This is a genomic window from Pararhizobium sp. P1_E7 (genome assembly GCF_056405855.1).
In genome coordinates this window covers 289,206-314,694 of sequence record NZ_JBFUBH010000002.1, presented here as the reverse complement: position 1 = coordinate 314,694, position 25,489 = coordinate 289,206, and the positions used below count along the sequence as shown (strand labels likewise).

General features: G+C 60.7%; 27 protein-coding genes. 18 read left to right on the top strand and 9 right to left on the bottom strand.

All coding sequences use genetic code 11. From position 1 onward, the window contains the following. The first annotated feature begins 11 nt into the window (after positions 1-11). The 4 genes from purE to AC1D17_RS03945 all read left to right on the top strand — a co-directional run bounded on the left by purE (position 12) and on the right by AC1D17_RS03945 (position 2,651). On the top strand, positions 12-476 hold the full coding sequence (gene purE / locus AC1D17_RS03960; RefSeq protein ID WP_112839518.1) for a 5-(carboxyamino)imidazole ribonucleotide mutase: 465 nt from the start codon (positions 12-14) through the stop codon (positions 474-476). Continuing rightward, a complete protein-coding gene (locus AC1D17_RS03955; protein WP_477564118.1) occupies positions 473-1,522 on the top strand; it encodes a 5-(carboxyamino)imidazole ribonucleotide synthase in 1,050 nt (349 codons plus the stop codon). Before purE ends, AC1D17_RS03955 begins: the two co-directional genes overlap by 4 nt. Positions 1,523-1,761: 239 nt before the next feature. Further along, positions 1,762-1,887 carry a type B 50S ribosomal protein L36 gene (ykgO, locus tag AC1D17_RS03950; RefSeq protein ID WP_034855034.1) on the top strand — a complete coding sequence of 42 codons (126 nt, stop codon included), beginning with the start codon at positions 1,762-1,764 and terminating at the stop codon, positions 1,885-1,887. 149 nt (positions 1,888-2,036) lie between these two features. Beyond that, entirely contained in the window at positions 2,037-2,651 is a 615-nt protein-coding gene (locus AC1D17_RS03945) for a tetratricopeptide repeat protein (RefSeq protein WP_477564263.1), read from the top strand. A gap of 123 nt (positions 2,652-2,774) precedes the next feature. Here AC1D17_RS03945 and pyk read toward each other — a convergent pair whose 3' ends face one another. Both pyk and AC1D17_RS03935 read right to left on the bottom strand, forming a co-directional pair. Then, positions 2,775-4,214, bottom strand: coding sequence for a pyruvate kinase (pyk, locus tag AC1D17_RS03940; RefSeq protein ID WP_477564117.1), 1,440 nt, complete (start codon positions 4,212-4,214; stop codon positions 2,775-2,777). Next, complete coding sequence (locus tag AC1D17_RS03935) at positions 4,214-4,636, bottom strand: DUF1036 domain-containing protein (protein ID WP_477564262.1); 423 nt, start codon at positions 4,634-4,636, stop codon at positions 4,214-4,216. The genes pyk and AC1D17_RS03935 overlap by 1 nt, the downstream gene beginning before the upstream one ends. 246 nt (positions 4,637-4,882) lie before the next feature. On the opposite strand from AC1D17_RS03935, the gene AC1D17_RS03930 reads away from it, so the two are divergent. The 3 genes from AC1D17_RS03930 to AC1D17_RS03920 all read left to right on the top strand — a co-directional run bounded on the left by AC1D17_RS03930 (position 4,883) and on the right by AC1D17_RS03920 (position 6,404). After that, positions 4,883-5,677, top strand: a complete 795-nt coding sequence (locus AC1D17_RS03930) for an N-formylglutamate amidohydrolase (protein WP_477564116.1) — start codon at positions 4,883-4,885, stop codon at positions 5,675-5,677. Positions 5,678-5,695: 18 nt separating this feature from the next. Further along, positions 5,696-6,001 (top strand): DUF1244 domain-containing protein, encoded by a 306-nt coding sequence (locus tag AC1D17_RS03925; RefSeq protein WP_477564115.1) that lies wholly within the window; start codon positions 5,696-5,698, stop codon positions 5,999-6,001. Positions 6,002-6,140: 139 nt separating this feature from the next. Beyond that, on the top strand, positions 6,141-6,404 hold the full coding sequence (locus AC1D17_RS03920; RefSeq protein ID WP_018327905.1) for a DUF2312 domain-containing protein: 264 nt from the start codon (positions 6,141-6,143) through the stop codon (positions 6,402-6,404). Between the two features lie 124 nt (positions 6,405-6,528). On the opposite strand, the gene msrA is transcribed toward AC1D17_RS03920, so the two are convergent. The 4 genes from msrA to AC1D17_RS03900 form a co-directional block, all read right to left on the bottom strand. Then, complete coding sequence (msrA, locus tag AC1D17_RS03915; protein ID WP_477564114.1) at positions 6,529-7,047, bottom strand: peptide-methionine (S)-S-oxide reductase MsrA; 519 nt, start codon at positions 7,045-7,047, stop codon at positions 6,529-6,531. Continuing rightward, complete coding sequence (gene msrB, locus AC1D17_RS03910) at positions 7,047-7,493, bottom strand: peptide-methionine (R)-S-oxide reductase MsrB (protein ID WP_477564113.1); 447 nt, start codon at positions 7,491-7,493, stop codon at positions 7,047-7,049. Before msrB ends, msrA begins: the two co-directional genes overlap by 1 nt. Before the next feature lie 313 nt (positions 7,494-7,806). Then, entirely contained in the window at positions 7,807-9,672 is a 1,866-nt protein-coding gene (locus AC1D17_RS03905) for a peptidoglycan L,D-endopeptidase MepK (protein WP_477564112.1), read from the bottom strand. 184 nt (positions 9,673-9,856) lie between these two features. Further along, positions 9,857-11,404 (bottom strand): sigma-54-dependent transcriptional regulator, encoded by a 1,548-nt coding sequence (locus tag AC1D17_RS03900; RefSeq protein WP_477564111.1) that lies wholly within the window; start codon positions 11,402-11,404, stop codon positions 9,857-9,859. A 204-nt stretch (positions 11,405-11,608) separates the two neighbouring features. Between AC1D17_RS03900 and AC1D17_RS03895 the strand changes: the two genes are divergently transcribed. The 4 genes from AC1D17_RS03895 to AC1D17_RS03880 all read left to right on the top strand — a co-directional run bounded on the left by AC1D17_RS03895 (position 11,609) and on the right by AC1D17_RS03880 (position 15,831). Beyond that, the gene (locus AC1D17_RS03895; protein ID WP_477564110.1) at positions 11,609-13,471 is read left to right on the top strand and encodes a M3 family oligoendopeptidase; all 1,863 of its coding nucleotides are present in this window, start codon (positions 11,609-11,611) and stop codon (positions 13,469-13,471) included. Positions 13,472-13,661: 190 nt separating this feature from the next. Next, the gene (locus tag AC1D17_RS03890; RefSeq protein ID WP_477564261.1) at positions 13,662-14,819 is read left to right on the top strand and encodes an aminodeoxychorismate synthase component I; all 1,158 of its coding nucleotides are present in this window, start codon (positions 13,662-13,664) and stop codon (positions 14,817-14,819) included. Continuing rightward, positions 14,816-15,544 (top strand): aminotransferase class IV family protein, encoded by a 729-nt coding sequence (locus tag AC1D17_RS03885; protein WP_477564109.1) that lies wholly within the window; start codon positions 14,816-14,818, stop codon positions 15,542-15,544. The genes AC1D17_RS03890 and AC1D17_RS03885 overlap by 4 nt, the downstream gene beginning before the upstream one ends. 2 nt (positions 15,545-15,546) lie before the next feature. Then, positions 15,547-15,831 (top strand): YciI family protein, encoded by a 285-nt coding sequence (locus AC1D17_RS03880; RefSeq protein ID WP_477564108.1) that lies wholly within the window; start codon positions 15,547-15,549, stop codon positions 15,829-15,831. Positions 15,832-15,838: 7 nt separating this feature from the next. Here AC1D17_RS03880 and AC1D17_RS03875 read toward each other — a convergent pair whose 3' ends face one another. Beyond that, a complete protein-coding gene (locus AC1D17_RS03875) occupies positions 15,839-16,747 on the bottom strand; it encodes a GGDEF domain-containing protein (protein WP_477564107.1) in 909 nt (302 codons plus the stop codon). A 290-nt stretch (positions 16,748-17,037) separates the two neighbouring features. Continuing rightward, the gene (gene hppD / locus AC1D17_RS03870) at positions 17,038-18,153 is read right to left on the bottom strand and encodes a 4-hydroxyphenylpyruvate dioxygenase (RefSeq protein ID WP_477564106.1); all 1,116 of its coding nucleotides are present in this window, start codon (positions 18,151-18,153) and stop codon (positions 17,038-17,040) included. Between the two features lie 130 nt (positions 18,154-18,283). Here hppD and AC1D17_RS03865 point away from each other — a divergent pair, with 130 nt between their 5' ends. Beyond that, the gene (locus tag AC1D17_RS03865) at positions 18,284-18,763 is read left to right on the top strand and encodes an Lrp/AsnC family transcriptional regulator (protein WP_477564105.1); all 480 of its coding nucleotides are present in this window, start codon (positions 18,284-18,286) and stop codon (positions 18,761-18,763) included. Here AC1D17_RS03865 and AC1D17_RS03860 read toward each other — a convergent pair. Further along, on the bottom strand, positions 18,760-19,221 hold the full coding sequence (locus AC1D17_RS03860; RefSeq protein ID WP_477564104.1) for a MarR family winged helix-turn-helix transcriptional regulator: 462 nt from the start codon (positions 19,219-19,221) through the stop codon (positions 18,760-18,762). The genes AC1D17_RS03865 and AC1D17_RS03860 overlap by 4 nt on opposite strands. A 67-nt stretch (positions 19,222-19,288) precedes the next feature. Here AC1D17_RS03860 and hmgA point away from each other — a divergent pair, with 67 nt between their 5' ends. The 6 genes from hmgA to AC1D17_RS03830 all read left to right on the top strand — a co-directional run bounded on the left by hmgA (position 19,289) and on the right by AC1D17_RS03830 (position 25,476). Further along, positions 19,289-20,650: a homogentisate 1,2-dioxygenase gene (gene hmgA, locus AC1D17_RS03855; protein WP_477564103.1), complete on the top strand. Its 1,362-nt coding sequence runs from the start codon at positions 19,289-19,291 to the stop codon at positions 20,648-20,650. Further along, positions 20,647-21,531 carry an MBL fold metallo-hydrolase gene (locus AC1D17_RS03850; protein WP_477564102.1) on the top strand — a complete coding sequence of 295 codons (885 nt, stop codon included), beginning with the start codon at positions 20,647-20,649 and terminating at the stop codon, positions 21,529-21,531. The genes hmgA and AC1D17_RS03850 overlap by 4 nt, the downstream gene beginning before the upstream one ends. Next, on the top strand, positions 21,528-22,544 hold the full coding sequence (locus AC1D17_RS03845; RefSeq protein ID WP_477564101.1) for a fumarylacetoacetate hydrolase family protein: 1,017 nt from the start codon (positions 21,528-21,530) through the stop codon (positions 22,542-22,544). Before AC1D17_RS03850 ends, AC1D17_RS03845 begins: the two co-directional genes overlap by 4 nt. Positions 22,545-22,554: 10 nt before the next feature. Then, positions 22,555-23,202 carry a maleylacetoacetate isomerase gene (gene maiA, locus AC1D17_RS03840; RefSeq protein WP_477564100.1) on the top strand — a complete coding sequence of 216 codons (648 nt, stop codon included), beginning with the start codon at positions 22,555-22,557 and terminating at the stop codon, positions 23,200-23,202. Positions 23,203-23,358: 156 nt separating this feature from the next. Further along, positions 23,359-23,697, top strand: coding sequence for a hypothetical protein (locus tag AC1D17_RS03835; RefSeq protein ID WP_477564099.1), 339 nt, complete (start codon positions 23,359-23,361; stop codon positions 23,695-23,697). Positions 23,698-24,024: 327 nt separating this feature from the next. Then, positions 24,025-25,476: a homospermidine synthase gene (locus AC1D17_RS03830; protein ID WP_477564098.1), complete on the top strand. Its 1,452-nt coding sequence runs from the start codon at positions 24,025-24,027 to the stop codon at positions 25,474-25,476. Positions 25,477-25,489 lie beyond the last annotated feature (13 nt).

Here is a 25,489-nt window from a genome sequence, read left to right as displayed (position 1 = left end):
TCGCCATCATCATGGGAAGCCAGTCCGACTGGGAAACCATGAAGAATGCCGCCGACACGCTCGACGCCCTCGACATCGCCTATGATGCCCGCATCGTTTCGGCACATCGCACGGTGGACAGGTTGATCAACTTTGCCAGAGGCGCCCGGGACGAGGGCTTCAAGGTGATCATCGCCGGTGCCGGCGGTGCCGCTCACCTGCCGGGCATGACGGCGGCGATGACGCCCCTTCCCGTTTTCGGCGTTCCCGTCCAGTCCAAGGCCCTTTCGGGTCAGGACAGCCTCCTGTCCATCGTCCAGATGCCGGCCGGCATTCCCGTCGGCACGCTCGCAATCGGCCGCGCAGGCGCCGTCAATGCGGCCCTGCTTGCGGCCGCTGTTCTCGCCCTGAGCGACCCCGATCTGGCTGACCGCCTCGACGACTGGCGCGAACAGCAGAGCGCTGCAGTTGCCGAATACCCCGTGGATAAGGCATGAGAACGATCGGCATCATCGGTGGCGGCCAGCTCGGCCGCATGCTTGCCATGGCCGCGGCGCGGCTGAATTTCCGCACCATCATTCTGGAACCGCAGGCCGACTGTCCGGCAGCACAAGTCGCCAACGGCCAGATCGTTGCTGCCTATGACGATGCAGCAGCACTCGAACAGCTCGCTGCCGCCTGCGATGTGGTCACCTACGAGTTCGAGAATGTTCCCGTTGATGCAGCCGACCGTCTTGCCCGCTCCCTCCCCGTCTTTCCGCCTCCGAAGGCGCTGGAAGTCTCGCAGGACCGGGTGACCGAAAAACAGTTCCTCAACGGTTGCGGCATTCAGACCGCGCGTTTTCACGCGATCGACAGCCAGGACGACCTTGAGCAGGCGCTCGCCGACTTCTCCGGCAAAGGTGTGCTGAAAACCCGCCGCCTCGGTTATGACGGCAAGGGCCAGCGTGTATTCCGCAGCGGGAGCGACGATCCGGCCGGCGCCTATCTGGCGCTCGGCGGCGTTCCGTCCATTCTTGAAAGCTTCGTGCCGTTCGAGCGTGAAATCTCGATCATCGCCGCGCGCGGCACCGACGGCACGATCGCCTGCTACGACCCGGCCGAAAACATCCATCGCAACGGCATCCTCCACACCTCGACCGTCCCGGCCTCGATCAACGGGGCAACGGCAGAGGCTGCACGGCTTGCCGCCACAGCGGTTCTGACGGCGCTTGATTATGTCGGCGTCATCGGCATGGAATTCTTCGTTCTTCCGGACGGCGCGCTGATCGCCAACGAGATCGCCCCGCGCGTCCACAATTCCGGCCACTGGACGGAAGCCGCCTGCGTGGTCTCGCAGTTCGAGCAGCACATCCGCGCCGTTACCGGATTGGCTCTGTCGGATGGCTCCCGTCACTCGGATTGCGTGATGCAGAACCTGATCGGCGACGACATCGACGAGCTGCCGGTTTGGCTTGCCAAGCCCAATACGCTGATTCACCTTTACGGCAAGACAGAAGCGCGGCCAGGGCGCAAAATGGGCCATGTTACCTGGCTTGCCTGAGGGTTTACATCAAGTCTCGACGATAGAGATCTATAGGTTTCAATCGTCGAGACTTGGTATTAACCCACAGAAAAGCCGTCAACCGCTGCGAAAACAGGCGCTCTGTGGTTGACACTTTTACGATGCCGGGTTATTTGCCTGCCACCCTAAGAGCGCGCTCGGCCTTAACGGTCTGCAAGCGCGCTTTTGATTGTTAAAGACCGGCGAATTTAAAGTCGCCGAAACTGCGGATCAGAAAAATGAAGATCAAAAATTCGCTTAAGTCGCTGAAGGCCCGTCATCGCGAGAACCGTCTGGTTCGCCGCAAGGGTCGCGTCTACATCATCAACAAGCTGAACCCGCGCTTCAAGGCCCGTCAGGGCTGATCAACGCGGGCGCCGGAAGTCTTGACTTTCGGAACGGTCTTGCGTGGATTGAGTGCGTCCGGACAGGCTTGCTTTGAAGAAAGCCAGCTTCCCGGTTCATCCGTTTGATGCCTCAAATTTGATTTGATCTTCAGCCATGGCGGACTACCATATCTGCCATGGCTAAACTCATGTCTTCGTGTTTGATTCTCGGCAGCGTGCTGGCTGCATCCGTCGCCAGCGCTCCGCCCGCGCTTACCGCCGACGCAGGCCAGGCATCGGTGACGTCCGAGTTGACGACACCCAAGCAGCGCCTCGACACGCTTTTTGCCGAATTGAAGCGGGAACGCGACCCGGACAAGGCGCGCGAGATTTCCAACCAGATCCGCGTGGAGTGGCAGGATTCCGGCAGCGCCACCGTCAATCTCCTGATGCAATGGGCATCCAAGGCCGTCGAGACCAACCGCCAGGCAACGGCGCTGGATATTTTCGACCAGGTCATCACGCTGGCACCGCACTATGTCGAAGGCTGGAACCAGCGCGCCACGCTGCATTTCCGGATGGGCAACTACCGCAAATCCATGTCCGACATCAACCAGGTTCTGGCGATCGAGCCCCGTCATTTCGGAGCCCTTGCCGGAATGGCCGCGATCCTCACATCCGCCGGACAGGATGAGCTGGCGCTACGCGCCTTGGAGCAATTCCTCGACCTCTATCCAGCCGACCGCCAGGCACAGGAGCAGCTTGGCGACCTCGAGGAAAAGCTGGCCGGAAATCGCACATAATTTGGCTTTGCGGTGAAACCGCAGGGCGCGTACCCCGTTAGCGTCACCCTCTCACCTGCACGCGCAGAGATAAAAAAAGCCGCCGGATCGCTCCGGCGGCTTTTTCTCGCGTTCAAGGCCTGCTCAAACGCCACTGAGGCCGTCAGAGCCGATATAGGCGATGCGCAGCATGTTGGTGGCGCCCGGCGTTCCGAGCGGCACGCCGGCCGAAATGATCACCCGGTCGCCCGGCTTGCCAAAACCTTCGGTCGCAACGATGCGGCAGGCGCGGTTGACCATGTCGTCAAGATCGGTCGCATCGGAGGTGACCACGCAGTGCAGGCCCCAGACCACGGCCAGGCGGCGTGCCGTCTGGATCACCGGCGAGAGGGCAAGGATCGGAACCTGCGGACGCTCGCGCGCCGCGCGCAGGCCGGTCGTGCCGGACGACGTGTAACAGACGATGGCCGAAAGGTTCAGGGTCTCGGCGATCTGGTGGGCAGCCAGCGAAATCGCATCGGCGCCGGTTGCTTCCGGCGGAGTACGCTGGGCGTAAATGATGCCCGGATAGTGCGGATCGGTTTCGATCTTGCTGGCAATCGATGCCATGGTAGCAACCGATTCCACCGGATAATCGCCGGAAGCCGATTCAGCCGACAGCATGATCGCGTCAGCACCTTCGAACACGGCGGTTGCAACATCGGACACTTCGGCGCGGGTCGGGACCGGAGCCGAAATCATCGATTCCAGCATCTGGGTGGCGACAACGACCGGCTTGCCGGCGCGGCGGGCAGCGCGGATCAGCTGCTTCTGCAGGCCGGGAACGGCTTCAAGCGGCATTTCCACGCCAAGGTCGCCACGGGCAACCATCAGCGCATCGGAAAGCTCGATGATTTCGTCGATCCGATCGATTGCCTGCGGCTTTTCGATCTTCGACATCAGGCCGACGCGACCGCGCGAGACCTTGCGCACTTCGGAAAGATCTTCCGGACGCTGGATGAACGACAGGGCGACCCAATCGACATCGTCGGTTTCGAGCACGGCGTCGAGGTCGGCACGGTCCTTTTCCGTCAGCGCGCCGACACTCAGCAGCGTATCGGGAAGGCTGACGCCCTTGCGATCGGAAATCCTTGTGCCGGCGACGACCGTGCAGACGATACTCTTGCCATCGGCCTTGTCAGCCCGAAGGTGCAGCTTGCCGTCATCGATCAGGAGCCGGTGGCCGGCCTTGACCGATTCAAGGATTTCCGGGTGCGGAAGGTAGACACGGGTCGCGTCGCCCGGCTCGTCCTTGTTGTCGAGTGTAAACGTCTGGCCGGGGACCAGATCGACCTTGCCTGCGGCGAACTTGCCGACGCGCAGTTTCGGTCCCTGAAGGTCGGCCAGAATGCCGATCGGACGGCCACAGCGCGCCTCGACACTGCGGATGCGCTTGATCAGCGTGCGCATCATGTCGTGGCTGGCATGGCTCATGTTGATCCGGAAAAGATCAGCCCCCGCCTCGTGCAGCTTCTGGATCATCTCTTCTTCGCCCGATGCCGGTCCGAGCGTTGCGAGGATTTTGACTTTTCTATTCCGCTTCATCAGTTGTGGCTTTCCTGGGTGCCTGGGGTATCGGACAACTGAACCATCCAGCTTCCCTGACGCCCCGTGTCGTATTCCTTGAACCCCATCCGCTGAAAACCGCGCGCGAAGCAATCCTGCACGCCGGTCACTTTGAACTCGTTTTCGGCAACGCACATATTGACGTCACCCGTCCAGCGTCCGCCGCGGGCCGCATCTTCAGCATAGAGGTAATAGTATCGTGATTGGAGTTCGCCCTCGATCAGGGTCGCGCAAGTGGTCGCGGGGACTTGCCACCAGCCTTCCGTAATCCAGCCTTCCTTGGCGCGATAGCCGATAGCCACGCCGACCAGATTCTGAGTGCCATTGCAAACGCGGAACTCCGCGCGGGCTTGACTTGAGATCAGGGCCGGCGAAAACGCGGTTAGAACGAAGAGGAGAATGGTGCTTAAGGACCAGTTCCGCAGAGTCAGCCTGGAAAGAGGATATCTGGACACGGTTTCCACTGGGTCTCCGTTGCGATTTGTCGAGGGACTTTCTTGCGACGGTGGGGCTTGAATGTCAACGCGACTCTAATCGATTACATCCGGCTTTTTGTTGATCGAAACATCGCAAATCCGCCATTGGCTTGCGATATCGCCCACAGCATGCCATCAGATTTTGTCAAGGATGAAACAAGTTGATACTGTATGCTCCAAACATCACCTTTTGAAATCATTGAAGGCGACCCGGCTACCGGACTGGTCATTCTTGCCGATCACGCCACCAACCGGTTGCCGCCGGAATATGGGCGGCTAGGCCTACCTGAAAGCGCATTCGGCCGTCACATTGCCTATGACATCGGCGTCGAGGCGCTGGTGCGCCGTCTGGCTGCGCGATTGAATGTTCCCGCCGTTCTCAGCTGTTTTTCGCGGTTGCTGATCGATCCGAACCGGGGCGAGGACGATCCGACGCTGATCATGAAGATTTCCGACGGCGCCATCATCCCCGGCAACCATCCGATCAGCCCGGAAGAATGGGAAGCGCGCCTCAACAGGTTCCACCGCCCGTATCACCGCGCCGTTTCGCAGACCATCGCCGCCGTTGGCACAGCAAGCCGCAAGGCGCCGCTGGTCATCTCCATTCATTCCTACACGCCCGCCTGGAAAGGCGTGCCCCGGCCCTGGCATGCCGCCGTCCTCTGGGACAGCGATCCGCGCGCGGTCACGCCGCTGATCGAAGCGCTTGAGGTTGCCGGCGACATCCTGGTTGGCGATAACGAGCCCTATGACGGCGCCCTGCGCGGTGACACGATGTTTCGCCATTGCATGGAAACCGGCCTTGCCCATGCGCTCATCGAGGTGCGTCAGGACCTGATCGGCGACGATAGCGGTGTCGCTGAATGGGACGCCCGGCTTGGACCCATCCTTGAAAATTTGAACGCCCGCCCCGAATTACACGAAATCAGGCGTTATCCGTCGCGCACCGGACCCTATGCGTTCTGACAGCTGAAAGAGACGACGATGAGTGACCTTACGCCACAACAACAGCTTGAATTCGAAGCCGCCGCCTTTCGCCGTCTCGTTTCCCATCTGCGCGAACGCAGCGATGTGCAGAATATCGACCTGATGAACCTTGCCGGCTTTTGCCGCAACTGCCTGTCCAACTGGTACCGCGACGCAGCCAATGCTGCAGGCATCGACATGGACAAGGAAGCATCGCGCGAGATCATCTACGGCATGCCCTACGAGGAATGGCGGACGCTGAACCAGCGGGAGGCATCCGGCGAACAGAAGGCCGCCTTCGAAGCAAGCAAGCCCAAGGAGTAACGTCCGCCGCCGCCTGCTCAGGCTCGGAAATCCGCACGCTGTTGCGCAATGTCACTTGACCTCGACCGCACTTCGCGGCAGGTCACAGCCTGGCAAATTCAGTCCCACCCTCATTGATATCCCCAACAAGGAGAACACCATGTCGGATGCCCACGGCGTCGCACGCGACCAGCTTCGTTCGTTCATCGAGCGCATCGAGCGGCTGGAAGAAGAAAAGAAGACCATCGCCGACGACATCAAGGATGTCTACGGCGAAGCAAAGGGAACCGGTTTCGATACGAAGATCCTGAAAAAGGTCATCGCGATCCGCAAGCAGGACAAGGACGAGCGCATGGAACAGGAAGCCATCCTCGACACCTATCTCGCAGCGCTGGGCATGATCGACGCGCCGGAAGCGGAATAAACTTTTATCACCGCAGATGATGCCCTGATCCAGATGGCTGATGGGCATTGATCATCAAAAAGGCCGGTCTCGACCGGCCTTTTATCATTATGGAACGACAGGAAGATGAGCGGCCACAAACGCCTCAGGCCGCGTCGCTGCTCTTCTCACGCCGCGGCAGCTTCCAGCCCGGACGGATGAAATGGCAGGTATAGCCATTTGGAATGCGTTCCAGATAATCCTGGTGCTCCGGCTCCGCTTCCCAGAAGTCGCCAACAGGCTCCACTTCCGTCACCACCTTGCCGGGCCACAGGCCGGACGCATCGACATCGGCAATGGTCTCCAGGGCAACCCGCTTCTGCTCGTCGCTGGTGTAATAGATCGCCGAACGATAGCTGGCGCCCCTGTCGTTGCCCTGGCGGTTGGCCGTCGACGGATCATGGATCTGGAAAAAGAATTCCAACAGGTCCCGATAGCTGATCCGTGACGGATCAAAAGTGATTTCGATCCCTTCGGCATGGCTGCCATGATTGCGGTAGGTGGCGTTCCTGACGTCGCCGCCGGTGTAGCCGACCCGTGTCGAGATCACGCCATCATAACGGCGAATGAGGTCCTGCATGCCCCAGAAGCAGCCGCCGGCCAGTACTGCGCGTTCCGTTGTCATCAAATATCCTCCACCTGAGCGAGATAATCACCATAGCCTTCCGCTTCCATCTTGTCGCGGGGGACAAAACGGAGTGAGGCCGAGTTGATGCAGTAGCGCAGCCCGCCGCGGTCGCGCGGACCGTCGGTAAACACATGCCCTAGATGGCTGTCGCCGTGCGCGGAGCGAACCTCGACACGAACCATTCCATGCGACACGTCGCGCAGCTCGGCAACGTGAGCCGGTTCGATCGGTTTGGTGAAGCTCGGCCAGCCACAGCCGGATTCAAACTTGTCGGAGGACGCAAACAGCGGTTCGCCCGAAACGATATCGACATAGATGCCCGGCTTCTTGTTATCGTTATAGAGCCCGGTACCCGGCCGCTCCGTGCCATTCTCCTGCGTGACGCGATACTGTTCCGGAGACAATTTCGAAATCGCTTCCGGTGTCTTGCTGTACTTCGGCATTCGCACACTCCTTGTCCGTTCTGTCCGTTACAAACGGGATCATCTTTTCCGGGCTTCGATTGCATGCGTAACACGTCGTGCAGAGAACTACAGCGAGATAGAAACGCGCGGCCAGCGAAAGAGATGAGGCGCATATAGGAAAGTGAATGTGCGTTTGCCACACCCGTCAGAGACGGAAACCCTTTCCGGTCCACACATCATGCACACATTCGCGTGATTCCGGCGTGTGATGCCGCGGGTCCATGGCACAAGTGGAGAAACGCAAAAAGCCCGCTGTCGATAGCGGGCCTTGCTTGTTGTCTTGCCGGTCGTTTCAGTTGGTACTGAACTTCTTCACTTCCAGGAAGTTGACGGCATTGCCGCTGAACCGGGCCGTGTCGACCGCCACCGCATCGTTGGTGAATCCGGCAGAATAGACCGTCGTTGGCGAAGCGCGCAGGCTCTTGCTGACGAAGCGCGGTGCCTTGACCGGCTTGGACAGGGTCGCCATGCGGCCGTTGGTCAAAGCCCAGGAAGAAATGATCTGTTGCGTCAGCTTCGGCTCGGTGCGCACGGACGAACGCGTTGCCGCATCGGCCTCCTGCTTCTTCGGGCGCTTGCCCTTGGCCGGCGCTTCGATATTGGCCTCGAACGCATCGTCAAAGACTGCGGCGCGCGCTGCGGCGTCCGATTGCGGCACGAACGCAGCCATTTCCACCGGCTGCTGTTGCTCCGTCGGCTGCGCCAAGGCTACCCGCGTCTGCGCCTCGGCAACGGCTTCCACCGGTTGCTGCGCCAGAGCGACGGCCTGCGGCTGCACCCGTTCAGCAGAAGACGGGACGGCCACATCGGCGTCTGCCACGGCCATCAACGCTTCCTCACCTGCGGGCCGCACGCCGGGCACGGGTACAAAGCCGAGCGCTGCAACATCGTCAGGCAACACCGCCGCATTCGGGTCGGTCGATGCCATCAGCGTATCGCTGCCGGCATCGCCGTTGGAACCGCGCTTGCCGAGCATCTGGGGCACCGGAATCTTGTAGGCGGTCAGATCGGCATATTCGCTTTCGGTGGCTGCCGGTTCCGGCAAAGCCGCGGCCCAAGCCTCCTGCGAGGTTTCCTTGGTCGGCGCAACCAGTGCCGTCTGAATGCCGGCGTCGGCATCCTTGAAGGCGGGGCGGACACCGGGAACGGGCGCAGCAGCATCCGCCTGTTGGGCGGCCGTCTGCGCAATGGAGTTGTCTACGCCAGGGAGAGCCTGCTCGGTCGCGGCAACCTGCGTGACTTTGGCCGCCGGGGCTTTGGCCGCCGGCTGCTCGTCAGCGCCTTCAAGATCGGCGCTGGCGATTGCGTTTGGTTCTTCATCCTCGTCGCCGCCACCGCCGAACAGCATGGCGAACAGATTGCCCTTGCGCTTGGTATCCTTGTCGCCAGGGCCCTTGGCGCCGCCGCCTGCTACTTCGATGGCGCTGTCACCGACGCGTCGCTTGTAGTCTGCAACTGCCAGTTCGTAGCCGGGCAGCGGCTTGCCATCGGCCGGAACGTGCATGGTCTTGCCATCGGGGAAAAGACGGGCGAGTTCGGTGCGGCTCATGCGCGGCCAGGCGCGAACGCCGCCGACATCCATGTGCACGAAGGGCGAGCCTGACGTCGGATAATAGCCGACGCCGCCGACCTGGAACTTCATGCCGATTTCGCGCAGGTTCTTCAACTTGACGTCGGGCAGATAGAAATCCATCGCCTTGCCGAGCATATGCTGGCTTTTCTTGGCGACGCCCTTGGAGCGCGACCGCAGCATACCGTTGGTGGCCGGCGAGCGATACGCCGAGACGACGTGGATATAATCGCGCGAACCGCTCTTTTGATAGACTTCCCAGACGAGATCGAGAAGACGCGGGTCCATCTTCGTCGGCTCGTTGCGGCGCCAGTCGCGCAGGAAGCGATTGATCTCCTGCAGGCCCTTGGCATCGTAGCGGCCATTGCGCTTGAAGGTGATCGATGCCTTTTCCTGGGTATGGATGAAATAGAGCTTGAGCGTGCGCGTCTGGCCTGCCGCCTCGACGGGCGGCGCAAAGCCAGGCGTGACCATGGACGCTGCAATCAGAAGCGATGCGAGAACACGCGGCACTTTACCGGCAACCGCGGCGCAAAAGCTGGCTATCACGGAGCCGTCAGGCTTCTTGAATCCGAACAAATTTTGCAAACTCAATCCCCGTCCGACGGACAATGCGTCCCGTGGCTGCTCAGATGACTGTCAATTGCGGTCACAGCATGGCAAATATGCCACAGTCATCGGTTATCCTTATAATATAGTGAATGGTTCACTAACAAGGTCTAAACGACAACAGCCAAATGCGACGGATCGTTACGGATTGTTATCCCTAGTTTTATGCGGCCTCGCTGAACGGATCGTCCGGATTAATGCCATAATCCTTGAGTTTACGGTACAGTGTCGAGCGCCCGATGCCGAGTTTGCGGGCCACCTGGCTCATCTGTCCACGGTAGAATTTCAGCGCGAACCGAATCAGTTCTTCTTCCACGTCGGCCAGTTTTCGCACATTTCCGCCATCATCGACGCTCGCAATTGCATTGTCGGGATGTTGATCCGGCGCCGCATTCCGCAAGTCCGTCTTGTCGGCGGCGCTGAAATGCGGGTAGACCGGCGGCAGGTAACTGGCCTCGGCGGCCGGTATTCTTGCCGGCCCGGTTTCCTCCCAGGTAAAGCCCGCCTTCTCCGCAACGACGTAGCCGGGGATCTGGGTGGCGATCTGCGGGAAATCCTTCACCGTCAATTCGCCACCTTCGGCAAGAACGACGGCCCGGAAGATAGCATTTTCCAGCTGGCGGATATTGCCCGGCCAGTCATAGGCGGTGAGAAGCGCCATGGCGCCGCTCGAAACAGTAAGCGGCGACGCAAGTCTCTGCTCCAGCGCAAACCGCTCGACAAACGTGCGCACCAGAACCGGGATATCTTCCTTGCGCCTGCGCAGAGCCGGAATAGCGATCGGGAAGACATTCAGCCGGTAATAGAGATCTTCGCGGAAGCGCCCTTCGCGCACCTCGTTGATCAGGTCCTTGTTGGTGGCCGAGATCAGCCGGACATTGACCTTCTGCGGATGGCGGGCGCCGACCGTTTCGATCTCGCCCTGCTGGACGGCCCTGAGCAGCTTGACCTGAACCTCGAGCGGCAGGTCGCCGATCTCGTCAAGAAACAGCGTGCCGCCGTCGGCATCGGCAAACTTGCCGGCGTGTTTTTCGGTGGCGCCGGTAAAGGCGCCCTTCTCGTGGCCGAAGAGAATGCTCTCGACCAGATTGTGCGGGATAGCGCCGCAATTGACCGTGACGAACGGCTTGCTGGCGCGTTCGCTCGCATGCTGGATGGCGCGGGCGACCATTTCCTTGCCGACGCCGGATTCACCTTCAAGCACGATCGGGATATTGGACTGCGCCGCGCGCCGGGCAAGATCGAGCACACGGATCATCGCCGGGCTTGCCGAAACGATATCGTCGAAGCCGACGGAACCGCTGCGCGAGCGTTTCGGCGCACGGCCCCTGCTTTCGCGGTGGTCCATTTTCAGCGCGTTGGTGATGGCGACCGAGAGCCGCTCGGGCGACACCGGCTTGACGACGAAATCGAAGGCGCCGGCCTGCATGGCAAGAACCACGGTTTCGATACCGCCCTGCCCTGTCTGCACGATGACCGGCGTATCGATACCGCGCTCGGCGATCGCTTCGAGAAAACCGTGGCCATTCATTTCCGGCATCATCAGGTCGAGCAGGATGACGCTGATGAGCCCGCGCTTGCGCTCCAGCAGTTCAAGTCCGCTGCGGCCATTGTCGGCGAGATGGGCTATATGACCGAGGCGCTCGATCATGTTCGTCAGCAGCCGGCGCTGGACCGGATCGTCATCGATGACGAGAATTTGGGATGTCATGAAGGCCTCCTGCTTTCCGCGTAGAACCCGATCGCCACATCATGTGCCGTATCGTGAGAAGCATTCCTGTCAGAAAGGCCTGAAAATCCTCTTTTGAGAAATGCTTGCATTTTATCCATTGCCGACGTTAGGTCATGGCCCCATATCCGCCCTCTGCTTCGCCGCTCGAATCCGGGCCGGCATCGACAAAAAGAGTGACCGTCCATGCATCATTTTCCCGGCTCCCAGACATCTTCGCGCATCACCATGGCCGCTTCGGCGGGCGGTGCACATGCGGCCGAACTTGGCGACCTGCCCTCCTGGAAGCTGGAAGATCTCTACCCCTCGGCGACCTCAACGGAATATCTCGGCGACCTCGAAAAGGCAGACGCACTCGCCAAGGCGTTCGAGACCAAATGGAAGGGCAAGCTGGCCAATGCAGCAACGCTTGCCGGTGATGGCGGCATCGGCGCGGCAGTGCGGGAATACGAAGTGCTCGAGGACCTGATGGGCAAGATCGGCTCCTTCGCCGGCCTCACCTATTTCTCCGACACCTCCAATCCGGCCAATGGCAAGCTCTATGGCGACGCCCAGGCCAAGCTCACCGACATGGCAAGCCACCTGCTGTTCTTCGCGCTGGAAATGAACCGGATCGAAGACGCCGTCATCGATAAAGCGCTCGAAACCGATGCGCTGGCGGCGCATTACAAGCCCTGGATCGTCGATCTGCGCATGGACAAGCCCTACCAGCTCGACGACAAGATCGAGCAGCTGTTCCTCGAAAAATCCATGACCGGCGCCAGCGCCTTCAACCGCCTATTCGACGAGACCATGGCGTCGTTGACCTTCGACGTCGATGGCGAGGCACTGCCGCTCGAAGTGACGCTGAGCATGCTGCAGGAAGCCGATCCGGCGACGCGGAAAAAAGCCGCCGCGGCGCTCGCCAAGACCTTCAAGGACAATATCCGCACCTTCACGCTGATCACCAATACGCTCGCCAAGGACAAGGAAATCTCCGACCGCTGGCGCGGCTTTACCGACATCGCCGACAGCCGCCATCTCGCCAATCGCGTCGAGCGCGACGTGGTCGATGCACTCGCCGCCGCCGTCAGGCAAGCCTATCCGCGCCTGTCGCACCGCTATTATGCGATGAAGGCCAAGTGGCTCGGTATGGAACAGATGGACTTCTGGGACCGCAACGCGCCGCTGCCAGAAACGCCGGCAAGGCTGATCCCGTGGAACGAAGCCAAGGAAACCGTGCTGTCGGCCTATAGCGGCTTTGCGCCGGAGATGGCCGATATCGCCCGCCGCTTCTTCGACGGCAGCTGGATCGATGCGCCGGTACGCCCTGGCAAAGCGCCGGGCGCCTTCGCGCACCCGACCGTACCGTCGGCGCACCCTTACGTGCTGGTCAACTACATGGGCAAACCGCGCGACGTGATGACTCTTGCCCATGAACTCGGCCATGGCGTTCATCAGGTTCTGGCCGGCGGTCAGGGCGCGCTGATGGCCTCGACGCCGCTGACGCTGGCCGAAACCGCCTCCGTCTTCGGCGAAATGCTGACCTTCCGCGCCCTTCTCGACAAGACCAAGGACAAGCGCGAACGCAAGGCCATGCTCGCCCAGAAGGTCGAGGACATGATCAACACGGTCGTGCGCCAGATTGCCTTTTATGAATTCGAGCGCAAGGTTCACACCTCCCGCAAGCAAGGCGAGCTGACCGCCGAGGATATCGGCCAGCTCTGGCTGTCGGTGCAGGAGGAAAGCCTTGGGCCGGCCATCCGGATTTCCGAGGGCTACGAGACCTACTGGGCCTATATCCCCCATTTCATCCACTCGCCGTTCTACGTCTACGCCTATGCCTTCGGCGATTGCCTGGTAAACTCGCTCTATGCCGTCTACGGACAAGCGGAAACCGGTTTCCAGCAGAAGTATTTCGAGCTCCTGAAGGCTGGCGGCACCAAGCATCATTCCGAACTGCTCGCGCCTTTCGGGCTGGACGCCACCGACCCGTCGTTCTGGGCACAGGGCCTGTCGATGCTGGAAGGGCTGATCGACGAGCTGGAAGCGCTTGATAGCCAGGCGTAATTTTTAAGCAGGGACTGACGATGACAGGGTGCTTTGCGCATGCCGGCATGGAGCCTCGGGTCAGGCCCGAGGATGACGATACGCGGACTTGGCTGGCTGGAAACCTGCTGCCGGAGCCCCATCGGCGCCTTCATTCTCCGTCATCCTCGGGCTTGACCCGAAGACGCATGCGGACGCCAGCGTGAAAAGCATGACCGACACCGGCCCCTATGTCCTGTTCCGGGACGACAGCGAAGACAGGACGACGGTCTTTGCCGAGCCGTTGCGTGTCATCACGGCGCATACGAAGGCGGAATTCTGGCGCGGCCTCAAGGACATGGAAGCCGCCCACAAGGCTGGCAAATGGCTGGCCGGCTTCATGAGCTACGAGGCGGGGCACCTGTTCGAGAAAAAACTCGCCCCCTTCGCCGAGGAAAACCGCCGCACGCCGCTGATGTCATTTGGCGTGTTCGATGGCCCCGCTGAACACAGTGCATTTGCAGAACCACGGCGCCGCATCGAGAACGAAGCCTTCATCAGCGAGCCCCGCGCCAGCTGGAACTTCGACGCCTACAAGAAGCGCTTCGACCGGCTGCACCAGCATCTACGGCAGGGCGATTGTTATCAGGCCAACCTGACCATGCAGGTGAACGCCCGCTGGAATGGCGATCCGCTGGCCGCGTTCTGGTCGCTGATCGAACGGCAGCCGGTGAAATACGGCGCGCTGGTTTCGCTCGGGGGGCCTATCCTCCTGTCGCGCTCGCCCGAATTGTTCTTCCGCATCGACAAGGACGGCTGGATCGAGACGCATCCGATGAAGGGCACGGCGCGGCGCGGCGCAACGCCTGCGGAGGATCAGGACCTGATCCGCGAAATGCGGGAAGACCCAAAATCCCAGGCCGAAAACCGCATGATCGTCGATCTGTTGCGCAATGACATTTCTCGCATAACAGAGGTGGGCACACTCGATGTGCCAAAGCTGTTCGACATCGAGACCTATCCGACCGTGCACCAGATGGTCAGCCATGTCCGCGCAAAACTGCTGCCCGATATCGGCATTGCCGAGATTTTCGAGGCGCTCTTTCCCTGCGGCTCGGTGACCGGCGCGCCCAAAATGCGGGCGATGGAAATCCTGCACGATCTCGAAGACGGGCCCCGCGATGCCTATTGCGGCTCGATCGGCTTCATCGCGCCTGACGGTACGATGCGTTTCAACGTCGCCATCCGCACGCTGTCTCTTTTTCCGGACGGCCAGGCCATCTTCAATGTCGGCGGGGGCATCGTCTTCGATTCAACTGCCGAAGCCGAATATGAGGAATGCCTGCTCAAAGCCCGCTTCGCTGTCGGCGATACCTGGATCGACCGATGAGCGATTTCTCGCTGATCGAAACGATGCGATGGGAACCGGGAACCGGCATCATCCGCCTGCGGCTGCATCTCGCCCGGCTGAAGCGCTCGGCAGGACGGTTGGGGTTTGCGGGGGCGGACAAGGCGGCGGAAAAGCTTTCGGATGTGCTTGGGGAAAACGTGCCCCCCTCTGCCCTTTCGGACATCGCCCCCCTTGAGGGGGAGATATCGGCCCGGCCGACGGAGGAGGGTAACCCCGGCAAGACAGCCAGAGACCGAGCCCCCCTCCGCGTCCGACTGACGCTCAGCCCCGCCGGCGAAATCGCCATCACCACCGCAGCGTTCTCCCCGTTGCCGGAAGAAACCGTGTGGCGCGTCGCGATCGCCGCGGCACGTCTCGATTCCACCAATAAACTGCTGCGCCACAAAACCACCCGGCGCGACATCTATGAGGCAGCCCGCGCCGAATATCCGGCGGCAGAGGCTGATGAAGTCCTGCTGCTCAACGAGAAGGGCGAGCCCTGCGAGGGAACCATTACTTCGATCTTTCTCGATGACGGCTCAGGTATTCTGAAGACACCGCCGATCGCCTGCGGTCTGCTGGCGGGTGTCCTGCGAACCGAAATGATCTGCGCGCGCCGCGCCCGCGTCCAGCGCCTGACGCTGGCAGACCTGCAAACCGGCACACTCTATATGGGTAACTCGCTGCGCGGGCTGATCCGCGCCCAACTCTTACCGGGGAACTGACCATGTTCATCCTGTCGCTGACCTACACGGCCGAACTCCTTGAGGTGGATCGTCATATCGAACCGCACATGGACTGGGTAAAGAACGGCTATGACAGGGGTATTTTCCTTGCATCGGGGCGGAAGAACCCACGCACCGGCGGCGTGATCTTTGCGCGCGGCAACCGGGCCGAAATCGAGGCGATCGTGGCAGCGGACCCATTCACCCTCCATGGTGTTGCCAAGTACGAGATCACCGAGGTGGCGGTGACCCGGACCGCACCCGGCCTTGAAGAACTGACGCAATAATACCAAATCAGCGCGCGCCAACCGCCATCCGGTCCCGTCCGGAATGCTTGGCATTGTAAAGGGCCGCATCGGCGCGTGCATAGAGCTCCTTCGCCGTTTCGCCCGGCTGCAAGGCAGCAATGCCGGCCGAGCAGGTATAGGAAAACAGCGGCACCGACAGCAGCGGGCGGGCCGTGCGCACCGCCTCCAGCACCCGGTGGACGATCCATTCGCCTTCGGCCAGCGTCGTTTCCGGGAAGATCAGCATGAACTCCTCGCCGCCGATGCGCCCGAAACAATCGTGCCGCCGGACGATCGGATGGAGGCGCCGGGCGAAATCCAAAAGGATGTCGTCACCGGTTTGATGGCCGTAGAGATCGTTGATGCCCTTGAAGAAATCGATATCGAGAATGGAGATGCAGCCGCTGACCGGACCGTCTGCCGGCTGGCTGCAGATCATGTGTTCCAACTGCGCCATCATGTAGCGGCGGTTGGAAATGCCGGTCAGTTCGTCTGTCTGCGACGCCTTCAGCGCAAAATCGCGATCCTGCCTGAGGGCGCGTTCGTCGGCGCGCAGATGGGTGATGTCGTTGGCGATGCACAGCATCCAGCCGCTGCGGTCGACGGTCTCGGTCATCCACAGCCAGCGGCCATCGACAAGATCGGTCTCGAAGGCCCTGAACGGGACCTTGCCACGCCGCGATTGCGCCGAGACGATCCAGGCCTCAAAATCCGGCACGCTGATGACTGTGCCGCGGCTGAGAGCATGATTGCGCCGCATCAGGTCCGGCCAGAGCGGCGTTTCCGTCTCTTCCAGCCCAAAGGCCGCGCGAAAAGCCCGGTTGGCATAACGCAGGCGATCCCGCTGATCGTAAAGCGCGATAAAGGCTTGAGTGTCATCCCGCAGTGACGCCAGTCTCGCCTGTAAGTCATCCATCGCACTGATTCCGTATCACCGCATTCAAGATACCAGCCCTATCGGTTATCACGCCAAATTAATGCGGATTGTAAGACTGCCCCCTATGGGCGGTCCTTATGCTTACCTCATGCTTAACGAAATCCTTCCAGCTGCTTCAAATCGAAACAATGGTACCGGAAATCGATATCAACATCCTCTGCCGTCCCGATGACGCCGAATGGGCGCCTAGCGGAGGATGCCACACACGTCAAACGTGAAAAAGCCCCGCCGGTTCGAAATCGGCGAGGCTTTTGATAAACAGCGCAAATTTACTCGGCAGCCGCCACCGGTTTCAACACGCCGCGGCGAATCTGGTCAGCCTCGATCGATTCGAACAAAGCACGGAAGTTGCCTTCGCCGAACCCTTCATCGCCCTTGCGCTGGATGAACTCGAAGAAGATCGGCCCGATCACCGTCTTCGAGAAGATCTGCAAGAGGATGCGGGTCATGCCGCCATCCACCACGCCTTCGCCGTCGATCAGGATGCCGTGCTGCTTCATCCGTTCGATCGGCTCGTCATGGCCGTTCACGCGGTCATGCGACAGTTCGTAGTAGGTATCCGGCGGTCCCGGCATGAACTTCAGGCCATTGGTGGCCAGCTTGTCGGTCGCCTCGTAGATGCCGTCGGTTCCAACGGCGATGTGCTGGATGCCCTCGCCCTTGTACTTGCGCAGATATTCCTCGATCTGGCTGGTATCGTCCTTGGACTCGTTCAGCGGAATGCGAATCTTGCCACAAGGCGAGGTGATCGCCCGGCTCGTCAGACCGGTAATGCGGCCATCGATGTTGAAGAAATGTATCTGCTTGAAGCCGAACAGTTCGCGGTAGAAGTCCCACCACTTGTCCATGTTGCCGCGATAGACGTTGTGGGTCAGGTGGTCGAGGTAATAGAAGCCGACGCCTTCGGGCTTGGGATCGCGTTCGCCCAGCCATTCGAACTCGGCTTCATAGGGCGAGCCCTTTTTGCCGTAGGTTTCGATGAAATAGAGCAGCGAACCACCGATGCCGACGATTGCCGGAACGTCAAGTGCCTTGTCGTTGCCCTCATAGGGCGTCGCACCCTTGGCGACGGCGTGATCGAAAGCATGCTTCGCATCGACGACACGCCAGGCCATCGACGGCGCGCAGGGGCCGTGATCGCCGACGAAGCGCATGGCATGGCTGCCGGGCTCGGCATTCAGCAGGTAGTTGATGTCACCCTGGCGCCAGACGCTGATGTCCTTGGTGCGGTGCCTGGCAACGCAGGAATAGCCCATGCGGGTGAACAGCTCGTGCAGCTTTTCAGGCTCGGGATGGGCGAATTCGACAAACTCGAAACCGTCGGTGCCAGCCGGGTTTTCGGTGGTGATGCCGGTCGGCGGTGCATCATGCGGGAAGGGGCCCATCGTTCTCTCCTCTGAACGTCTTACTTTGAAGGCCATGATGACGGAAATTCCATGCATTGTGCTTGCATTCTTGCGCCATTTGGCAAAATCTACGCACGGATCATGCGAATTTTAGAGGATTAGCGCACAGATGGAACAGCTGGATGGGTATGACCTGAAAATCCTCTCCGAACTGCAGGGCGATGGCCGTCTGACCAATAACGAACTGTCGGAACGGATCGCGCTGTCGCCATCGCAATGTTCCAGGCGGCGGGCGCGGCTGGAGACCGAAGGCTTTATCCAGTCCTACCGGGCCGTCCTCGATCGCGGCCGGCTGGGGCTCGATCTGCTGATCGTCATCGCCGTCACGCTCGCCACCCACAACCGCGACAATGCCAAGCGTTTCGCAGCGCTGATCGCCGATCTGCCGGAGGTGCTGGAGTGCTACGCGCTGACCGGTGAGATGGACTATCACCTCAAGGTGGTGACGCCGGACCTGGCCGGGCTTGCCCATTTCGTCAACGACGTGCTGTTGCCGCATGACAGCGTGCAGCATGTCAAGACGTCGATTGTTCTGGCGACGCTGAAGGATTTTGAAGGACTGCCGGTACGCCAGCGCAGCAGACTTTAACGAGGCTTCTTCGCCATAGCCTTTTCGACCGCAGTCAGCCCTGAGGAAAGCGCGAGCAAACCCTCCTGCCCCACAAGTTCGGACAGTTCCGCCGAATAGTCGCGCGCCAGCCGCGTCAGGTCGAGGTACGCCTTTGCCCCGGCAGCCGTCAGTTCCAGATGTTCGGAACGCCGGTCGTCCTCATCCTGTGTCCGCTTCAGCCAGCGGCGCTCCTCCAGCGCAAACACGGCACGGCTGACCTTGGTCTTGTGCATGGTCGAATGGACGCCGACCTCGGTTGCCGTCATCCGGCCGGAACTGCCTAAGGCGGCCAGCGTGCGCCATTCCGGCCGCGTCAGGCCATACTCGGCCTTGTAGGCGGCGGCAAAGCGCAGGGCGATGAACTCCGCCGCGCGATTGAGACGGAACGGCAGGAACTGTTCGAGATCGAAATCGCCTGTGACATTCCCGGGGCTCATGGGTTCCTTGATAGTTACAAAATAGACAGTTACATTTGTAACCATATACCTGGAGGAGGATCAAGCCATGCTGGAGAAAATCCGGACGACTGCTGTCGATGCGGTGGCCAACAGCCCGCAATACATGCCGGGCTTCGGCAACGACTTCGAGACGGAATCCCTTCCCGGTGCTCTGCCGCAAGGCCAGAACAGCCCGCAGAAATGCAACTATGGCCTCTATGCCGAGCAGCTTTCCGGCTCGCCTTTCACGGCACCGCGCGGTACCAACGAGCGCTCTTGGCTCTACCGCATCCGTCCGAGCGTGCGCCATACGCGCCGCTTTTCCAATGCCAGCTATCCCTTCTGGAAATCGGCGCCCTGCCTCGACGACCATTCGCTGCCGCTCTGCCAATTGCGCTGGAACCCGATCCCGGCTCCGTCCGAAAAACTCAATTTCCTCTCCGGCATCCGCACGATGACCGCCGCCGGCGACGTCATGACCCAGGTCGGCATGGCCGCCCATGCCTATATCTTCAATGACGACATGATCGACGACTATTTCTTCAATGCCGATGGCGAACTGCTGGTCGTGCCGCAGCTCGGCACCATCCGCGTGTTCACCGAAATGGGCATCATGGACGTTGAGCCCTCAGAAATCTGCCTCATCCCGCGCGGCATGATGTTCAAGGTCTCGCGCCTCGGCGAAGGCTCCGAATGGCGCGGCTATATCTGCGAGAACTACGGCGCCAAATTCACCCTGCCGGATCGCGGCCCGATCGGTGCCAACTGCCTTGCCAATCCGCGCGACTTCAAGACGCCGGTGGCGGCCTACGAGGACAAGGAAACGCCTTGCCGTGTGCACGTGAAATGGTGCGGCAAGTTCTACGTCACCGAGATCGGCCACTCGCCGCTCGACGTGATCGCCTGGCACGGCAACTATGCGCCGTTCAAATATGATTTGCGCACCTTCTCGCCGGTCGGCGCCATCCTGTTCGATCATCCGGACCCATCGATCTTCACGGTACTGACGGCACCGACGGAGGAATCCGGCACCGCCAATGTCGATTTCGTCATCTTCCCACCGCGCTGGCTGGTGGCCGAACATACGTTCCGCCCGCCGTGGTATCATCGCAATATCATGAGCGAATTCATGGGCCTGATCCACGGCCAGTACGACGCCAAGGAAGAGGGCTTCGTGCCCGGCGGCATGAGCCTGCACAACATGATGCTGCCGCATGGGCCGGACGCGCCGGGCTTCGAAAAAGCTTCCAGCACCGATCTCAAGCCGGTGAAGCTCGATCATACCATGGCCTTCATGTTCGAGACCCGCTACCCGCAACAACTGACCCACTACGCCGCCGAACTCGAAACGCTACAGGACAATTATCTCGAATGCTGGACGGACCTGAAGAAGCGCTTCAACGGCACGCCCGAGGGAGACTGGTCTTGACCGATAGACTGGTTCTGCTTGGAACCAAAGGCGGCCCGGCGCTGCGCCCGGGCGGCCCTTGGCCGACATCGTCCCTGCTGGAAATCGGCGGACGAAGCATCGTGATCGACTGCGGCCTTGGCGTGACCCGGGCGTTGACAGAGGCCGGGGTAAACCTGAAGTCGCTCGATCTTGTCTTCATCACCCATCTCCATTCGGACCATGTGCTGGAGCTCGGGCCGCTTGTGCACACCGCCTGGACGGCCGGGCTTGCCGGGCCGGTGACGGTTTACGGACCCGCCGGGACGGACCACTACTGGCAAAAATTCGTCCAGTCGCTGGAGTTCGACATCGAAATCCGCATCGACGACGAAGGGCGCCCCGACATCCGCGATCTTGTCCGGATCGAGGAATTCACCGAAGGAGCGGTTCTCGACGCCGGCGGGTTTGTGGTCACTGCGGTCAGGGTCGAGCATCCGCCGGTGAGCGAGTGCTTTGCCCTGCGCTTCGACCATGGCGGAAGAAGCGTGGTCTTCTCCGCAGATACGGCCTATTTCGAGGGCCTCGCAGCGTTTGCCGTGGGAGCCGACATTCTGGTCCACGAGGCCATGTTGGAGAAGGGCGTCGACAGGCTGGTCGAGCGGACCGGAAACGGCGCCCGTCTGAGGAAGCATCTCTTCGCCAGTCACACGCTGGCCCAGGACGCCGCTCGCATCGCATCGCAGGCCGAAGTCAAGCATCTCGTCCTGCATCATCTTATTCCCGCCGATGATCCCGAGATCAGCGAAGACGACTGGCGTGCCGCCGTGCGTACCAACTGGGGCGGCGAATTGACGATCGCTCGCGACGGGACCGAACTCCGATTGCCTAATGGAATACTGCAAGGAAAGGGCGCCAGATGAAGCTTGCCTCACTCAAAAACGGAACACGCGACGGAAAGCTGGCGGTCGTCTCGCGCGATCTCACACGCTATACCGAGGCGTCATTCCTCGTCCCCACGCTCCAGGCGGCGCTCGACAATTGGCAGCGCATCGCGCCACATCTCGAAGCGCTTGCCGAGAGTCTGGAGCACGGGTCGGTGCCTTCTGAGCGCTTCCACGAACATGACGCGCTCTCTCCCCTGCCGCGCGCCTATCAGTGGGCGGACGGCTCCGCCTACGTCAATCACGTCGAGCTGGTGCGCAAGGCCCGCAATGCCGAGATGCCGGCAACATTCTGGACCGAGCCCTTGATGTATCAGGGCGGTTCGGACTCTTTCCTTAGTCCGCGCGATCCGATCGTCATGGCGGACGAGACCTACGGCATCGACATGGAAGCCGAAATCGCCGTTATCGTCGATGACGTGCCAATGGGCGCAACGCTTGATCAAGCGCGAGGGGCGATCCGGCTGATCATGCTGGTCAACGACGTCTCCCTGCGCGGGCTGATCCCGGCGGAACTCGCCAAGGGCTTCGGCTTCTTCCAGTCCAAACCGTCCTCGGCATTCTCGCCGGTTGCCGTGACGCCGGAGGAACTCGGCGACGCCTGGGACGGCGGCAAGCTGCATCTGCCGCTGCTTGTCGATCTCAATGGCAAGCCCTTCGGCCGCGCCAATGCCGGCATCGACATGACCTTCGATTTCGGCCAGCTCGTTGCCCATGCAGCAAAAACCCGGCCGCTCTGCGCCGGCACGATCATCGGTTCGGGCACTGTCTCCAACAAGCTCGATGGCGGGCCGGGCAAGACGGTTTTAGAGGGCGGCGCCGGTTATTCCTGCATCGCCGAGATCCGCACCATCGAAACCATCGAGAAAGGCGCCCCCATCACACCGTTCATGCATTTTGGCGATACTGTCCGCATCGAAATGAAGGACAGGACGGGACACTCGATTTTCGGCGCGATCGAGCAGACCGTGGCGAAATATGAAAAAGTTTGAGGCGGCTTCGATGAGCGATACGGTTCTATTCGACTACTGGCGCTCCTCGGCCAGCTACCGGGTGCGCATCGCCCTCAACATGCTGGCGATCCCCTATAGCGCCGTCCCTGTCGATCTTTTGGCCGGGGAACACAAGCAGGCGGAGCACCTCGCGCGAAATCCGCAGGGGCTGGTTCCAGCCCTGCAGGTCGATGGCCACATGCTGACGCAGTCCCTTGCCATCATCGAATATCTTTCGGAGACGCGGCCGAACACCGGCCTTCTGCCTTCCGATCCGCTGGGACGCCACCGCGTCCGGGCACTGTCCTATGCCATCGCCGTGGACATCCACCCGGTCTGCAATCTCGGCGTTGTCTTTCATGTCATGCAGCAATCGAGCGATCCGGACGCAGCCCGATCCGCCTGGATGCGCAAGTTCATCGGCGAAGGCTTGGCTGCCTTCGAGCGCCTGCTCGACGGCCCGCATACCGGCGAATTCTGTCATGGCGATCAGCCGACCATGGCTGATCTCTGCCTCGTACCACAGCTCTACAATGCCCACCGCTGGAAGGTCGATCTTTCCGCCTGCAGACGCGTCACGGCAATCGCCAAGCGGTGCGAGGCGCTTCCTGCGTTTGCGGCAGCCCATCCCGATAGGAGCGCACCGGGATCGAATTAATATTTTGAAAAATAATGTATTTTCTGTCATAATGCAGTTGTGGCGGCACCTTTTACGCGTGTCGCGTTAGGTTCCGACCATAGAAGTGCCGACCCCGGCAGGACAGGTCAGACGCAATCTCCTCTTCGGCCAGGTTACCGGCAAAGGAGGTGCGTCATGCTACGCAACACGATCCGAAACCTCGTTGGAACCGCAGCAATTGCTGTTGCTATGACAGCCCATCCGCTGGCAGCGCAGCCGGTGCTCAACTGTGCAAAACGGTCCACAGTCGTCGAAAGCCTGAGCACCCACTATGCCGAGACCCTTCAGGCGGTCGGCCTCATAAACCAGGCCGCAATACTGGAGGTCTTTGTTTCCCAGAGCGGGACCTGGACCATGCTGGTCACCAACCTCAACGGTCAAAGCTGCGTGGTCTTTGCCGGTGAAGCCTGGGAAACACTCCCGATCGTTCCTGGACTGAAGACGGAAGTGCCGGACTTTGGCCAGACACGCTGAAACTGCTCCGTGGCCCGCAGTCCGCGGAGCATGGGAACCTAACAACTGCATGGATTTTCACCCCTCGCAGGACGGGGCTTCAATCAGGCAACCTGCTGCTCTCGCAGCTCCAGCTCCATCTTCCCAACATCTTGAAGCCCGGCCGGCTTAATCCGCGTTGCGCCATATCGTCGCTTGTGGCAACGACCGGTTGCTCCCGCCCAATCTGGCACAGCCCGGCTCTTTATTGTGACAGAAATCTATGCTCTAGGGCCATTCAAGGAATGACAGGGCGAAATCAGCCGGTTAAACACAGTCAAACGAACCCGTCCCAGGAGAAAAAGCAAAATGGCAGAAACGACCTACCCGGTTTACGGCGAAATCACCGGACCGATCGTGATGATCGGCTTCGGCTCCATCGGCCGCGGCACCCTGCCCCTGATCGAGCGCCACTTCAAATTCGACAAAAGCCGGATGGTTGTCATCGACCCGCGCGACGATGCTGCCGACATGGAAATCCTGGCCAAGCATGGCGTCCGCCACATCAAGGAATACGTCACCAAGGACAACTACAAGGATCTCCTGAAGCCGCTTCTCACTGAAGGCGGCGGCCAGGGCTTCTGCGTCAACCTGTCGGTCGATACCGGCTCGGTCGATCTGATGAAGCTCTGCCGCAAGCTCGACGTCCTTTACATCGACACGGTTATCGAGCCCTGGCTCGGCTTCTATTTCGACAAGAGCATGAAGAACGCGGACCGCACGAACTACGCGCTGCGCGAAACGCTGCGCAAGGAAAAGTTCAAGAACCCGGGCGGCGCAACCGCCATTTCGACCTGCGGCGCAAACCCCGGCATGGTCTCCTGGTTCGTCAAGCAGGCGCTGGTAAACCTTGCCAACGATCTTGACCTGAAGTTCGAAGAGCCCGATCAGCATGACCGCGAAGGCTGGGCCAAGCTGATGAAGAAGACCGGCGTCAAGGGCATCCACATCGCCGAGCGCGACACCCAGCGCACCAAGCATCCGAAGCCGCTCAACGTCTTCTGGAATACCTGGTCGGTCGAAGGTTTCATTTCCGAAGGTCTGCAGCCTGCCGAACTCGGCTGGGGCACCCATGAAGAATGGATGCCGAAGAACGCCAAGAAGCACAAGAAGGGTTGCCAGGCGGCAATCTATCTGGAGCAGCCGGGTGCCAACACCCGCGTCCGCACCTGGTGCCCGACCCCGGGCCCGCAATACGGCTTCCTCGTCACCCACAATGAATCGATCTCGATTGCCGACTACTTCACGGTGAAGGACAAGGACGGCGACGTGACGTTCCGTCCGACCTGCCACTACGCCTATCATCCGGCCAACGACGCGGTGCTGTCGCTGCATGAAATGTTCGGCAATGGCGGCAATTCGCAGCCGGTCCATCACGTTCTCAACGAGGACGAACTCGAGGACGGCATCGACGAACTCGGCGTCCTGCTCTATGGCCACGACAAGAACGCTTACTGGTATGGTTCGCGCCTGTCGCTGGAGGAAACCCGCCGCATCGCGCCGTACCAGAACGCAACCGGCCTGCAGGTGACCTCGGCTGTTCTCTCCGGCATGGTCTGGGCCCTTGAAAACCCGACCGCCGGCATCGTCGAAGCTGACGAGATCGACTACAAGCGTTGCCTCGAAGTGCAGACGCCGTACCTCGGTCCGGTTGAAGGCCACTACACCGACTGGACCCCGCTCGACGGCCGTCCGGGCCTGTTCCCGGAAGAGCTCGACACCAAGGATCCGTGGCAGTTCAAGAACATCCTCGTTCGCTGAACCGACTGATTAC